This window comes from Paenibacillus sp. J22R56, assembly GCF_056269375.1.
Map to the genome: position 1 here is coordinate 1 of NZ_JBWDNV010000014.1, position 13,443 is coordinate 13,443.

A 13,443-nucleotide genomic window follows, 5' to 3' on the forward strand; every position below is an offset into this window, starting at 1 on the left:
AGCTGTATGTCTTCACCTAATCTTCTGCCTCCCATATTGGATCATCTCCCTTGTCCTAAGTTTAATTTATTGGAAGGGAGTACTCCAGTTTAATTAGGGGGCCTAAGAGTTATTTTCTTATTTCTGCTATACCAGCGCCAGATTCGCTCCACATCTGCCCGCTCCAAGCAAAATACCCGATACGCCTGCAAGCTGCCAAGCACATGGGCTGAGACCGACAAGAGCTGCCTGCGCTGCTGCCCTCTCGTCCTTCCGATGTTCATCGAAACAATTTGTGGTCTGCGCATGTAGCAAGTAATCCTCGCTAAATTTCGCTTGCGGAGAGTTAACTGGCCATGCTCCAGCCTCATACCAGCAGCCGATAAACAGCTCCAGCACCAAAGTGCAGTAACTGGAATTAAAATGAGCGACCACAGCCCTCTATCATGGAAAAGGCCAATGAGAACGGCACAAACAAAGAAAGTAACGAGAAGTGCCTTCCAGATATAATCAAAATAAGCTCTCCGCGGAGCTGTCTCTGTTACCTCGTTCACTGTATACTGAGGTACAAAATGAGCAACTGTCTCTTGCAAGGCCGATATAGGCAGAAAAGGGTGCAGCATCAGTCGCTCCGTTTTATCTGAGGAGACCACTTGCAATTGGATCTGCGCGTAACCTATCCATTGGTGAACAAGACCTTCCTGCACAATAACTGCCTGCACTTTTTTAGCATCAAAGTGGTGGATCCTTTTCTCCAGAATGCCATAAGAGATCGCAATTTGCTCATCGCGCTTTTCCGCGGTAAAACCTGCAAACTTGATAAGGTAAAGAACAAGCGAAAGCAGCCATGCTAGTGCAAGCGCAGAAACAGCCATAATTGCAATAAACATATAATCGGGATTAAGACTTGTTGATTTGTTGTAGATCGTTGAATATAAATTCGGAGCCAATTCATTAATAAAGTCATCCGCCAACGAGATCATACCTGCGATAAATGCAGCTACGAGGCCAAAGTTAAGGGATGTCGCAGCAGCTAATAGCAGCTGCCCCGAGCTTAATTTGACATGCGTCGTTGTACTTAGATCTTGAAAGGGTGAATGCTTTATGTCGCCAGACTGCTCGGCAGCTTCCTTTTGCGGTTCAGTTGACGTAAGCAGCCTATGCAATTGCTTTGCATCCTGCTCGGACAATGCAGCAAGAATACCTTCGGCCTTCTTATTCCCGCCCGGTGTTTCGATCTTAACCTGTGTAACGCCAAGCAGCCTTTGCAGCAGCGGCTGCTCCAGGTTAACGGAGTGGATTCGGCCAAAGTAGATCGTCTTCTCATCCCGAAACAGGATCCCTTTACGAATGACAATTCGATCTTCTTCAAGCGTAAAGGAAAACTTACGCCATCCCCATAATCCAGCAAAAAGCAGTAACGTCACTCCAGCCAGAATGCCTAAATAGATGTAGCCATTTAATGAAGACCAGTTGACTCCCTGCAGCAGGGTAATAATAAGCAGCGGTAGCAAGCCTTTCACTGTATTAAACAACGGAAAAACAATATAAATCGGATGAAGCCTGCGAGCTTTATGCCGCTTAATCATCAGGATCATCTACTTTCGCGAGCAGACCAATTTGTCTCTTCAACCGCTGTGCTTCACTTTGCTTGAGCCCGCTAATTCGATGTGTCGTAGCAGCTGTTACTACAGCCACACTTGCAAGATCATATTGGCGCATAAGCGGCCCGCTCTCCAGCTCCACATGCTGCACACGTACCATCGGGACAAGTACATTACGAATAATGATAAGCCCCGACTGGATTTCAAGCTCCTCGTCAAACAGCTCATATTTGAACCTACGGTATTTCACTTGAGGGATTAGACTAATAAATAAAAAGGCCGACAAGCTGACAACAACCAGCCCGATATAACCCGGTATAAACGTCCAATGCTTCCATGCTGCAAACGTAATATAAGTAATAACAAGAAGATAAAGCACTAGATGCGTAAAGAACGAGCTTATACGATATACAGTGATGTAGTCACGATGCAGTCTCTTGGATAATACACGATACATTTTACGAAGCCTCCCCAGTCTACCAAATGCTTACGGCAACTTGATTAATCCTTCTTTGGTAAACGTTAAAGCTCGAGGACTTCCTTCTGTAATCAAATAACTGTTCTCAATGCCAACAACACCAGCACCAGGAAAAGTGAATTTCGGCTCGACTGCAATAACCATCCCAGCTTCAAGCGGGATATCGAAGCCTTTCGCAAGCACCGGCCATTCGTCAATCTCAAGTCCAATACCATGCCCCAAAAATTTAGCCTGATCTGCGCCAAAGCCCATAAAATGTGAGGAAAGCCCCTCTGCATCTGCCTGTTCCAGCGACTTCGCGTAAAGCGCCGAGCAAATAGCACCAGGTACCATTCCCCTCTCGGCCTCTCTAATAATAGCTTCCGAAACCTCATAGGCATGAACAAGCTTCTCAGGCAGTTCTCCAATTACTGCTGTCCGAGTCTGATCAATCACATAGCCATCTATACAACATCCTATATCCATCAGGATCGGTTCATTACGCTCAATGGCCCTGCGGCTGACACTCTGCGGTGAAGCTGCTCCAAGACCAAGTCCTCCTGCGGGACCATCGAAATAAGTAGGGATAGCCGCAGCCGAACCTGCAATAAACATGCCTGTCGCGATCTCTTGATTATAGCCGCGCATTCGCATCAATCCGATATGTCCTCTTATACGCAGCTCATACTCCACACGTGCCATCCATTCCAGCTCTGTTACACCTGGCTTCAAGAAATTCAGCGCTTCGTTAAGTGCCTCGTCTACCGTTATTGCAGCAGCTTCAAACCTGCTGATCTCAAGGGGGGATTTGATCATCCGCTGCCGTCGAATGATCGGCGAGCCGTCAACGAGTGCGCAAGGGCCGGATGTTTGTAACAGCTCGGATAGCTTGAGATAGGTTTGTGCGGGGAGTACATCGAGGTCTGCGGCGATCTTCACCTTACTGCCTTTTCCACTGAAGATATGTGGGAATGCCTTAGCCAGCGTCTCGCCAAATAAGCGGAATGCACCCAGCTCCTTTACTGTAATGTCACTTTCGAGCTTTGCACGCTCAACGCTTCTTTTCACAAAGAAGACCGGTTCCCCATGCGACGGAAAAAAGGCATATCCGCTTTGCATAGAGCCGGTGTAATAATAAAGATCTATATTTTGCGTGAGAAGAAATCCGTCTACCGCCGAAGCACGCATCGCTTCCTGCAGTTTGTCCGTGCGGTCCCGTACTATTTCCTCAGAAATATCTTTTGTTATATCCATTCGAAGCCCAACTCCTAACTTCCATATTCCCCCTTTATTACATCAATTTTATGGTCAATCGTCAACAGGGAACGAAAGGATTCGTTCCTTATCCTCCTCCTAAAATGAATAATGATAAAAAGTAGCGATGCTTGAGCTCTCTGTGATTATTCAAAATACGTTCGCTTTCGCTACCTCACCGTCAGCTCCGATACGCCTTTAATATCCCATTCAATTGGTCCCAGCATTGTAAATGCCCGCGGATAAACGACATGTATGATAAGGACAACTCCAGGCTTTTGCAGGGTAGCTGCATAATCGTATTGCTCGTTCCGGTACGTATAAGGAAAGGTATGATCGTTATTAATGACTTCAAATACGAGCACATTCACCCGCTCCCGAACAGGCGAGTTTGGCAATGGATTCCCGTCCGCGTCTAACTGCAGATTCGCCTGCAAATAAGAAGCAGCAGCCGTTTCTGCTGCATCAGGATCTATTCGCAAAATCCCTTCCGCCAATGCTTCTGAGTCAAGCTGCTGGGAAGCAGCATGAGCGGCGCGGTTCAGGGCATGCTTCCCTTGATAAAGAATCTTCATCGCTATTTCCTCATCCGTCTGCAGAAAATGTACAGATACCCATACGGTCATCATTAATACGATCAACATCAGCTTATACATGGTCTCTCCTCGACTTTGCTTATGCTTATGGCATGAACTCGCTCATCTTCATCCCAAACGTCCTCATACGACTGCCGGGAGACGGTGGAGTTAGTCCGATTAACCGATCGATCTGAAACAAATCCTCGTAAGGATAACTCATACTTAGCATAATCCCCGTACCGCGCGACAGTGGGGAGGCTGCATCTGTCGCCATAAGTCCGTTATCAGCGGTCACCTCAAAATCGACCAGTTCAGGCTGCATCCCAAATGCCTCCAAACGTTTTCTTGACTGCTCCATCATGGCTGTATCAATATAGCCGTAACTCCCGCTTGCACCAACCTCCAGCAAATAATCAGTCTCCTGCTGAAGCACCGCCTGTCTTGCGATAAGCACATGCTTATAGATAGGGGAAAACATCATCCAGCACACCATGGCAGCAAAGAGCACAAATACTAATATATTTCTCATGGGCTCATCTGCCGGATATAGGCGCCGATAGCTGATCCGGAACGCTCCACTTGCCGCTTCGTACCGTCATCGCCGCCAGTAATACCTGTGTACAGCAGAATAACGGTCACTAGAAGCAGCATCGATATAAGTAAACTTCTCAATGCCGCTCCTCCTTAATTTGAGCCAGAGCTTAACATGGAACCAATCTTTGTATTAGCCGAACTGCCTTGTGTTTGGATCTGCTTGCTTGTTCCTGTTGTGTTATCCGCAATAATGTTGTTAAACAAAACGATAACGACAACAAGCAGCATGACGGTCATTAAAATATTGCGCATCTTTATTCACCTCCCTTGTAGAGTTTCCTCTTTGAAAACCAAGCTATGGATCAGCCTAAAGATTCGAATAACTTACGCCCTTCCTGCACCCATGGATAAATAAAAATCTGAAAGGTGTACAGAATCGGGATTCCTGCTATTACAAATAAGAAGTATGAAGTAGACTCTTTGCGGCTTTCTTTGGCAAGCTCAATTTTCTCTTTGTAATCTTGAATCCGCTCGCGAAGAAGTCTGTAATATTCCGGACTCTCATGCAGACGTAGGGAATCAATCGTTTCCACAAAGCTCATGCCATCATCCGTTCCAATCCGATGCTTAAACCGTCGAAGTGCCTGCTCGGCATCGTGGTACCATTCTGCGAGTAATCGCTGCAGATCCCCACGCAAAGTCCGGGTAAACGGAACGCAGCGCGTCAGCTTCGAATGAATATGGAGAGTCGATTCCGATAGATAAAGCAGTTGATTGCTGATGAGATAAATTTCCTTCGTGATCCGCTGGGCACGAACCCGTCTTACAGAGCGCAGCCAGGGCAAATCCCAGTAGAGGAGAATAAATACCACCAAGAGAAACGTATAGAAAAGCCATGCTCCCTGCTGGATACGAAGCGCTGTATATACAGCCGCGAGGGCAGGCAGGAGAATCAGCAGCCCCCTTCTAACCGCTGTATACCATGCAGCATCTGCCGTAATCCCACAGCCTGCAAGCAGGGATGCACGTTCGATATACGATTCCTGTTCCCGCGATAAATGAAGCCGTTTAAGCCACTTATCCGGCATCTCGTTCGTTCTCCAATCCAGCGATTCGAGATGGAACCATCTTGGCCGTCGTCTCGGCAATAACCGAAGGATCATATAAGCACCAATAAAACCAAATATAAATTCTCCCGCCAAGATAAGAAGATGTATCGCTATTTCCAAATCCATTTCTGCCCTCCTAAAAGAATTGCGGTGCAATTCTTGCTTCGTAAGCATTAGCTTAAAGAATTGCGGTGCACTTCTTGCTTCGTAAGCGTTAGCTCTACATCTTTTTGCGCGACAGCCAAAGCCCCATTAAAAAGGAGGCAAAAATAAGGACAACAGCATTCAGCAGCATATCTCTGCCTTGCGGATCGATCAGGTAGTAGTAATAGGAATTCTCTCTGTTGTAACGGACATTAATCCCGATATAAAAGGCAAGAAAAAGGATAGGCGTAAAATTGGCAATTCGAATTTCAAGCAATTTGTTGCGTTCCTGTTCATTCGCCCTTCTCGCCTTGCGCATATCAATCAGCAGTTCCTTCAAGCTCTCCGCTATCGGCGAGCCTTCAGCTAAGGCCACCCGCATAATATTAATGAAATAATCTCCCCAGACATGACCTAGTGCACCAGCAAAAATCCGCAGACTCGCATCATCATCACCACGCACCGATAAGTTGCGGTACAACTGTTCAAACACGGACTGCATCGGTCCAAGCAGCCTCCGTTCTTCCACGGTTCGCTGAAGCGCGCCTCTCACCTGTCTGCCGCCTGTCACAAGATAACATTGATAGAACAGTTCGATTGCCGGTAAAAAATCCATCTGCAGCTGCATTTGCCTTTGAACGAGCATCGTTCGCAAAATGGTGTATGGCAGACAGCCGACAACAACGCCAAACAACAAAGTTCCTTTAATGCTCTGAAAGAAAAATCCGCCTAATGTAACTCCAGCCAGCAGAAGGAGTATCGAGCCCACGATCAGTCCGGATGGCTTCAGCTTAAGCTGCAGCGTTTCAAGCAGCTCTGATAAATGACGATACACTCTCTCGAACCGCTTCAGTCTCTCTGTAAACCGATAGCTTAGCCGATTCCTGACGGGATAAGACAGCCTGTCCCTTCGGGCTTGATTATCTGTCCATGCAAGCAAAGCGTTGAATAATGCAATAAATAACAAGCTGAATAATAATAATCCGGCTGCGGCGATTGAGAGCTTAATCAATAGCGCCAGCCCCTCTCTTCAGACGTGCCATCGCTTTCAAAGAAGGCTGCTGCGGATAAATCCACTGCCCGCTCCCCTCATCAAATCGCGCCCAATCCCTGACAATAACTTCATTGCTCGACCAGCCCAGTTCACCGATCCGGGCAATCACCCTTCTGCCGCCAAGATAACGCATCTCAATACCAATTTGCGTGACGTACTCGGTGATCCTCTTCGTCAACCGTTCTGGATTCATGCCGCGGCCGTCTAACATGCACATATCTGTGATCGCCTCAGGAACATCCTCAAGCGTATTGGCATGTACCGTCGTCATACTGCCGGAATGCCCCCTTGTGCATGCCCGCACGTATATATTCGCATCCATATCACGAATCTCCGCGTGTACGATACGCTGAGGGGACTGGCGAAGCGCCAGCTTAAAGGCTTGTTCCGCCCTATGCTGCAGATCATCCTCATCTGCCTCATATTCGACCGTATTTTTATTTGGAAAATCCCGCCCCAGCATCATCTCGAAACGTCCTTCTATCGTAATGATCCGTTCCTCATCCGGCAGCTCGGCAATAAGCGCCTTCATGAGATGCGTCTTGCCTGAGTTCGTCGGGCCGATAATTACGAGATTAAAGCGAGCATCTAACACATCCATAAGCATGTCCTTCATCGGCAGGCTCATCGTATGGTAGGGCTCTGTGCATAACGTCTGAAGACTAAAGCTTCGGACGGTAAAAAATCGAATCGTGAGCGTTGGCTTGGATGTGAATCCAAAGCCTGTCATCGTCACACGCGAACCATCTCGCAGCATCACTTCCGCCCACCGTTTCCGCGGATTAATACGGTCATTATTGTAAAGTACAAGATTTTGCTGAATCCGTTCTACATCCCGTTCGTGGTCGAAGCGATAAGCAGAACCAATGGTTTGACCGTCACGCACCTCATAGATTTGGGAGCCTACAACCTGGATTTCTTCCAATCCGTCCTTGTTTGCAAGAACAAGCTCCAGAACATTTAAACCGATAACTTCCGCAAACAAAGCTTCAGCAAGAGTTGCATACGGATGCTTGTAACCATCTAGCTGATGAATACGGAGACGAATTAACCTGTCGGCTATAATCGCTAAAACCTGCTCCCGCTCTGATGCAAAACCGAGCACCGCCCGGTTCAAGGTCTCGTTGTACTGTCGCCGCTCCTCTTCTGTTAACCCCCTTGGAGCCGCTAGATAGGATCTAATCTCATCGGCCAGCCGTCCAAAGTCAGCTCCGCGGCTTGCCATATCTCCTCGTTCCAGCGGATCAGAAGAAGATTGGTCCAGCCGCAGCCGGGCGGAATAATCGGAAGGAGAAAATTTGCTTCCGCTTGTACTCAAGACCCTACCCCATTTCGATGGGTGAGCAGCTTACGATACCAAGGCTGAACGGCTATTGTTGGCGTAATTCTGCGTATATGATGCCGGTCCATCAGCTGTTCTGCACTCTCCTGCATAGCAAGCTTGCCAGCCGGATCCTCCTTCAGCCATTGTCCATAATGCCCGCTGTCGAGCTGTGCGTAAAAATTATGACCAAACTTTAATTCCCCGAGTTTTGATGTGCCCATTTCTTTGCAAATCTCTTTCATGCGATAGCCTCCTGTGCTCCATGGCGAATATATAACAACCGTGTCGTACTGCTCTGTCGCTATTCCGAATAACGGTGAAATTTGCGAAATCCAACGCTTACCGTCCTCTTGAAAATGAGACAAGGCATCGGTCGTTACCACGATCCGTGTACTCGCTTCCCTTATAGCGCATATGGTAGCGGCATTATCCCAATACGCTCCAACATCGATAATGACGATAGAGAAGGTCTGCTCCGCAACCCGGAGCAAATGCTCCATCTCCTCAGGCGAATAAAATTCCGCTTGATCCCTCATCAGATTACCGAATAATACATGCAAATTCGGCATCCCTCTTACCGGTTGTACCGCGCGCATCAGCTTCTCTGGTGTTAAGGAGCCGGATTGTAGCTCCGGCCGCAGCTTGTCCAGCGTAATAGCTGGCTCAGTGATACCTAAGTATCGATGCAGCTTAGCGCTTTTCAAATGCATACATAAGTAGCCAACCTGCCTCCCGCTTGCTTCCGCGATTCGGAAGGCAGCGGCAAATGCTGCAGCGGTTGTGCCTATATTCGGCGTTGTCCCTATAAATGTGATGAGCGGTGCCGATGTTGCGTTCACTAACGATCCTCCTCTTCAAGCTGCAATGATTCCGGACTGTAAGCGATAACCAGTTTGTGAAGGCCGTCCTTACAATAGCTGTCGATCTGCAGCCACTGCTGCTCTGTCAAATTCAAATTAATATATTCAATCATGCCATTCGCATCGCGTCTTGACGCATACATTCGTTCTTTATCGCCTTCCGCTAAGGACAGCAAATTAGGATCCTTCATATTGTCGATCTCAACGTTACTGGAGGATTTGACCGAGGCTACGGTTACAAGAGAATCAAAGATTCGCCTTGAGGGCTCATTCTCGCCCGAGAGATACAGGGTAACTTTATCTCCTGCCCGGATGCCATTGGAAATGGAACGTATATAGTCGCGCGGAATTTGAAAAGTCGCCTCCGAGTCTGCCGGCAGCAAATGATAGCGGTCAATTTTCCAACCTAGAATGGGCTCATTGCTCCCTAGCGGGATAACCGTATCCATCCCTACCGCCTGCTTCAAATCAACGAGCATTTCCTTCTCATAACCTTCACGGGGGATACGCTTATATGCGACATCCTCTTCCGTCAGCCGATTGCCTGCTTCGACAAACTGCTTCGTAATCACAACTTCTACTGTTTCTTGCCGGGTAACCTGCAGCTTCTGCAGTTGAAACAATCCATACACCAGCAAACCTGACAGCAAGGCGGCGAGTAAGCCAATACCTGCATTTCTCCTTCTGTTCATCTTCTCTCCCTTCTCTCGTCCACCAGGCGAAAAAAAAGAACGCAGGCAGAAGCCCCTAATAGGGCTGTTCCGCTTGCGTTCTTCGCTAAGCCGTGCACGTATATGTATTTAACAACTAATTGACCATATAATAGCAATTTATTAAATAGTTGTCTATAGGTTTTTTCGAACAATTGTGCAGTATTTCGTTGTTATTCGACTATTTCTTCATAAAAAATAAGGACAGCATAGGCTGTCCTTATTTTTTTTCTCGCGATTAAAAATCAATTAAACCAACGCTAATGAGTAAAGCGTCGTCCACTTTTCGCATCGTTTCATCGTCCAGGTGGGTGATCTTGTCGGTTAAACGCTGCTTGTCAATCGTCCGAATCTGCTCAAGCAGCACGACGGAGTCTCTGTCGAAGCCGTGCGCCGCCGCTTCCATTTCAACGTGCGTAGGCAATTTGGCTTTCTGGATTTGCGCCGTAATGGCCGCGACTATGACCGTCGGACTGAAGCGGTTGCCAATGTCATTCTGAATGACAAGTACTGGCCTTACTCCGCCCTGTTCTGATCCGACGACCGGTGACAAATCCGCAAAAAACACATCTCCGCGTTTTACGATCAACCTCTACACCCCGCTTACGAGACGGCCTAACGTATGATCGGCTTCTTCCTCCGCTTGAAAAGCTTCGGAGGCCATGTTCAAGTTGATCTTCGCCATTTCCAGATACCCACGCTGCATGGACTCGCGGATCTGCCGTTTTTTCCGTTCCACAAGATACAGCTTCATGGCCTGCCGAATAAACTCGCTTCGGTTGGAATTTTCCTTCGCGACGATACCGTCGACCTCCTCCAACAATTGATCCGGCAAGCTGATCATGATCCTCTTGGTGTTCTGCATATTGGCCACCGAACTAGCACCCCCAAAACTTTTCCAAAACCATTAATATTCATTATTACTTAAATACGCTGCCACTATACTTCATCATATCTATGTTCTGCGTATATCAATTATGCTGTATGATGAACTGTATCCCGGAGCATATACAAATTGCTTTAACATATTCGCTATCGACAACAAAAATCCTCTATTTCCGCGAATAGTCGCAATTAGTAATTAATTCCTACCCCAATACGAGCGGATTCGATACTGCTTCGACCTTCCCGTCTCTCACATAGACGCGGGGCACACGGGCTGCAACCATACAGGTCACTTCATAAGGAATCGTTCCTAGCTGGGAAGCCAGCTCCTCCGCTGTAATCACTTCATCGCCTTGACGCCCCAGAAGAACAACCTCTTCACCAGGCGCAACAGCAGTAGCAGTTGCAGCGCCATCCAAGGCAATCATGCACTGATCCATGCAGATTGTTCCAAGTACAGGCACCTTCACGCCTCGCACAAGCACATGTGCCTTGCCGTTCATCAATCGGCTGAAGCCGTCTGCATAACCAATCGGCAGCGTGCCGATTCGTTCTACATCCTTCGTCACATAACGAGAGCCGTAGCTAATGCCCCAGCCTGGCGGTGCATCCTTGACCATAACCACTTCTGTCTTAAGCGAAAGCACCGGATCAAGCGTGATCGTCTGCTGATTCACTTCATCTGAAGGGTATATGCCATACATGCTGATACCAAGCCTGACCATGTCTCCGCCGTATTCCGGCGTATCCATTCCCGCTGCGCTGTTAGCCGCATGAATAATACGGATAGGCAGCTTATGGCTTCGAATATGTTCAGCAACCGCTTGGAAACGCTCATATTGCTGCTTCGTATAGCTTTTGTCCGCCTCATCGGCTCTGGCATAGTGAGTAAATAACCCCTCAACCTCAAGCTGCGGCACGGAAAGAGCTCTGTCGATAAATGCAATTGCTTCTTCCTTACCGATGATGCCAAGCCGGCCCATACCAGAATCAATCTTAATATGAACGTTGAGCTTCTTCCCTTCCTCGTGTACAGGAAGTGCAGCCGCCGCTTCTAATATATCATCTCGGAATAAGGCGATTGCAATCTCTAGATCGCGGGCAAGCGCAAGCGCTTCAGACGGTACAAAACCGAGTACAAGGATCGGCGTCCGAATCCCTGCTTGACGAAGCTGCAGCGCTTCATCCAAAAAGGCTACGCCTAAATAATCAACGCCAAACCGTTCAGCCTCACGAGCGATTTCCACTGCGCCATGCCCATAGGCGTTTGCCTTGACCGAAGCCATTAATAGGCGCCCTTGCGGCATAGCGCTGCGGAATGCTTGCAGATTGCGGTTCAGCGCATCAAGTGAAATTTCTACCCGTGTCGGGCGATAATACAATTCCAAGTCGTTCACCTTCTCCTCGCCCTAGCAGTCGCAACAAACCCGAGCCATTTAAACATCAATAGAAATAATGTTAAACGCTGTCGCTTGGGCTGTCAATTAAATGGCGTCCGGAATCGGATAGCACGTCTTGGAAAAAACATCTTTTTCATACTTTCTTGTCTGTTTTATTTAGTTGGATCCACTTGAACAGATTGCGCAATCCTGATCATCTCAGTCTCTGGAAGCGTTGCGCTCGAGAGGCGAAGCTCATTGCCATCTACAATCCAAGTCAGAGTCTTTTGATCATCTCCGCCAGTCAATTCACCGATTGTAAAGCCGAGATCGAGGAACTTACCTTCTACTCCGTACGTAGCTGCCATATCTTTCGGCTGAGTTTGGAGAATAGAGAAGTCATATGTGCCAGTATAGCGGGATACAACGCCAGGCAATCCGCCAAATACAATGTCCATGCTATCTTTTAAGGTTACGCCTTGTGGAAGATCAGTTGGCACCATCACTTGAAGCTCGCTTGCCGACTCATCCTGTGGCTGTGCTGCTGTGTCATCGGCATCTTCTTCATCTTCTGTTGCTGCATTTTTGCCGTCTTCACCTGTTGCCTTATCATCCGCCTTGTTGTCTGCTTGGCTGTCACCCTTCGCATCCGTCGATTTGTCCGGAGTTACAGCATCTTGGTTTTCCTCGGCATTTGCATTTGTGCTGCCGTTCATATCTTCCGATTGATCGGGATCGGCAATGGTTGCTTGATCACTAGTACCAGTGCTTGAAGGTGAGGACTTCATATTTGCTTCTGTCTCGAAAGTTGTTTTGTCAAAGCTTGGTCCAAATTCAAAATTCGAGAAGTCTACCTGTACCATAACAGCTGCATTAGCATCGCTTACTTCAACATGAACAGGCTTATAATCGGATTTGTTCAACCAGATTTTTTGTCTGGCGAGCGTGCCATTATTATAGTTAGCCATTACATCAAAGACGTAAGATTTATCATCAACCGCAAATTGACGCGAGTTGTCGAGCAGGATGCTTTGAATCAGCGTTTGATAGAGATACACTTGTCCCTGATTTTGCGGCCAATCGCTTTGGAATCGGAACACTTTGTTCAGACGTGGTGTAAGGACGAATACACCGTCATCATTACGAAGGACAATTTGTGTAATATCCTTCTCTGCATTTGTCAATTTAATGCGGTAAAAGTGTGGTTTCTGGTAAGAAACTTCTACGTCATACGTCAGCTCCTGCTGCCCGGTATGAAGCTTCATCGTTCCCGTACCTTGATAGCTCTCCATGTTGCTTACCACTTTGTCGAGTTCCTTGACCACGGACTCGGCGTCCTTCTTTCCGCAGGCGCTAAGTACGAGTGAAAACACTAACAAGATTGCCGCTGCCCATGTCATGCGACGCATTACAATCATCCCCTCTTCACATTGTTTTTCCGACTGGTAACATGTCTATGAGGGAACTTGGACAATTATGCGGACTAGTTTGACAAGCTGGGGCTTGTATGAAAAATAACACATAGAAAAAGCCGCTCTGCTAGGTGATCACACCTGCAAAGCGGCTCTTCTA

General features: G+C 47.6%; 16 protein-coding genes. All 16 read right to left on the reverse strand.

The genetic code is table 11. From position 1 onward, the window contains the following. Nucleotides 1–89: 89 nt before the first annotated feature. The 16 genes from AC0YNT_RS27865 to AC0YNT_RS27940 all read right to left on the reverse strand — a co-directional run bounded on the left by AC0YNT_RS27865 (nucleotide 90) and on the right by AC0YNT_RS27940 (nucleotide 13,280). The gene (locus tag AC0YNT_RS27865; RefSeq protein WP_475807557.1) at nucleotides 90–1,568 is read right to left on the reverse strand and encodes a PH domain-containing protein; all 1,479 of its coding nucleotides are present in this window, start codon (nucleotides 1,566–1,568) and stop codon (nucleotides 90–92) included. After that, entirely contained in the window at nucleotides 1,561–2,040 is a 480-nt protein-coding gene (locus AC0YNT_RS27870) for a PH domain-containing protein (RefSeq protein WP_475807558.1), read from the reverse strand. The genes AC0YNT_RS27865 and AC0YNT_RS27870 overlap by 8 nt, the downstream gene beginning before the upstream one ends. Nucleotides 2,041–2,070: 30 nt before the next feature. Beyond that, nucleotides 2,071–3,294, reverse strand: a complete 1,224-nt coding sequence (locus AC0YNT_RS27875; protein ID WP_475807559.1) for a M24 family metallopeptidase — start codon at nucleotides 3,292–3,294, stop codon at nucleotides 2,071–2,073. A gap of 170 nt (nucleotides 3,295–3,464) precedes the next feature. Then, entirely contained in the window at nucleotides 3,465–3,950 is a 486-nt protein-coding gene (locus AC0YNT_RS27880; RefSeq protein ID WP_475807560.1) for a hypothetical protein, read from the reverse strand. 25 nt (nucleotides 3,951–3,975) lie between these two features. Beyond that, entirely contained in the window at nucleotides 3,976–4,401 is a 426-nt protein-coding gene (locus AC0YNT_RS27885; RefSeq protein WP_475807561.1) for a hypothetical protein, read from the reverse strand. Then, the gene (locus tag AC0YNT_RS27890) at nucleotides 4,398–4,544 is read right to left on the reverse strand and encodes a hypothetical protein (protein ID WP_167282609.1); all 147 of its coding nucleotides are present in this window, start codon (nucleotides 4,542–4,544) and stop codon (nucleotides 4,398–4,400) included. Before AC0YNT_RS27890 ends, AC0YNT_RS27885 begins: the two co-directional genes overlap by 4 nt. 12 nt (nucleotides 4,545–4,556) lie before the next feature. Continuing rightward, nucleotides 4,557–4,718 carry a hypothetical protein gene (locus tag AC0YNT_RS27895; RefSeq protein ID WP_167282607.1) on the reverse strand — a complete coding sequence of 54 codons (162 nt, stop codon included), beginning with the start codon at nucleotides 4,716–4,718 and terminating at the stop codon, nucleotides 4,557–4,559. A 50-nt stretch (nucleotides 4,719–4,768) separates the two neighbouring features. Further along, a complete protein-coding gene (locus AC0YNT_RS27900) occupies nucleotides 4,769–5,641 on the reverse strand; it encodes a hypothetical protein (protein WP_475807562.1) in 873 nt (290 codons plus the stop codon). A gap of 94 nt (nucleotides 5,642–5,735) precedes the next feature. Further along, nucleotides 5,736–6,671 (reverse strand): hypothetical protein, encoded by a 936-nt coding sequence (locus AC0YNT_RS27905; protein ID WP_475807563.1) that lies wholly within the window; start codon nucleotides 6,669–6,671, stop codon nucleotides 5,736–5,738. Further along, nucleotides 6,664–8,031 (reverse strand): ATPase, T2SS/T4P/T4SS family, encoded by a 1,368-nt coding sequence (locus tag AC0YNT_RS27910; protein WP_475807564.1) that lies wholly within the window; start codon nucleotides 8,029–8,031, stop codon nucleotides 6,664–6,666. Before AC0YNT_RS27910 ends, AC0YNT_RS27905 begins: the two co-directional genes overlap by 8 nt. Next, complete coding sequence (locus AC0YNT_RS27915) at nucleotides 8,028–8,876, reverse strand: CpaE/TadZ family protein (protein ID WP_475807565.1); 849 nt, start codon at nucleotides 8,874–8,876, stop codon at nucleotides 8,028–8,030. The genes AC0YNT_RS27910 and AC0YNT_RS27915 overlap by 4 nt, the downstream gene beginning before the upstream one ends. Further along, on the reverse strand, nucleotides 8,876–9,589 hold the full coding sequence (locus tag AC0YNT_RS27920) for a CpaB family protein (protein ID WP_475807566.1): 714 nt from the start codon (nucleotides 9,587–9,589) through the stop codon (nucleotides 8,876–8,878). Before AC0YNT_RS27920 ends, AC0YNT_RS27915 begins: the two co-directional genes overlap by 1 nt. 256 nt (nucleotides 9,590–9,845) lie before the next feature. Beyond that, nucleotides 9,846–10,196 (reverse strand): type II toxin-antitoxin system PemK/MazF family toxin, encoded by a 351-nt coding sequence (locus AC0YNT_RS27925; protein ID WP_015842701.1) that lies wholly within the window; start codon nucleotides 10,194–10,196, stop codon nucleotides 9,846–9,848. 3 nt (nucleotides 10,197–10,199) lie between these two features. Next, on the reverse strand, nucleotides 10,200–10,481 hold the full coding sequence (locus tag AC0YNT_RS27930) for a CopG family ribbon-helix-helix protein (protein WP_041613299.1): 282 nt from the start codon (nucleotides 10,479–10,481) through the stop codon (nucleotides 10,200–10,202). A 214-nt stretch (nucleotides 10,482–10,695) separates the two neighbouring features. Beyond that, the gene (alr, locus tag AC0YNT_RS27935) at nucleotides 10,696–11,880 is read right to left on the reverse strand and encodes an alanine racemase (RefSeq protein ID WP_475807567.1); all 1,185 of its coding nucleotides are present in this window, start codon (nucleotides 11,878–11,880) and stop codon (nucleotides 10,696–10,698) included. 164 nt (nucleotides 11,881–12,044) lie between these two features. Continuing rightward, nucleotides 12,045–13,280 (reverse strand): LolA family protein, encoded by a 1,236-nt coding sequence (locus AC0YNT_RS27940; RefSeq protein ID WP_475807568.1) that lies wholly within the window; start codon nucleotides 13,278–13,280, stop codon nucleotides 12,045–12,047. Nucleotides 13,281–13,443 lie beyond the last annotated feature (163 nt).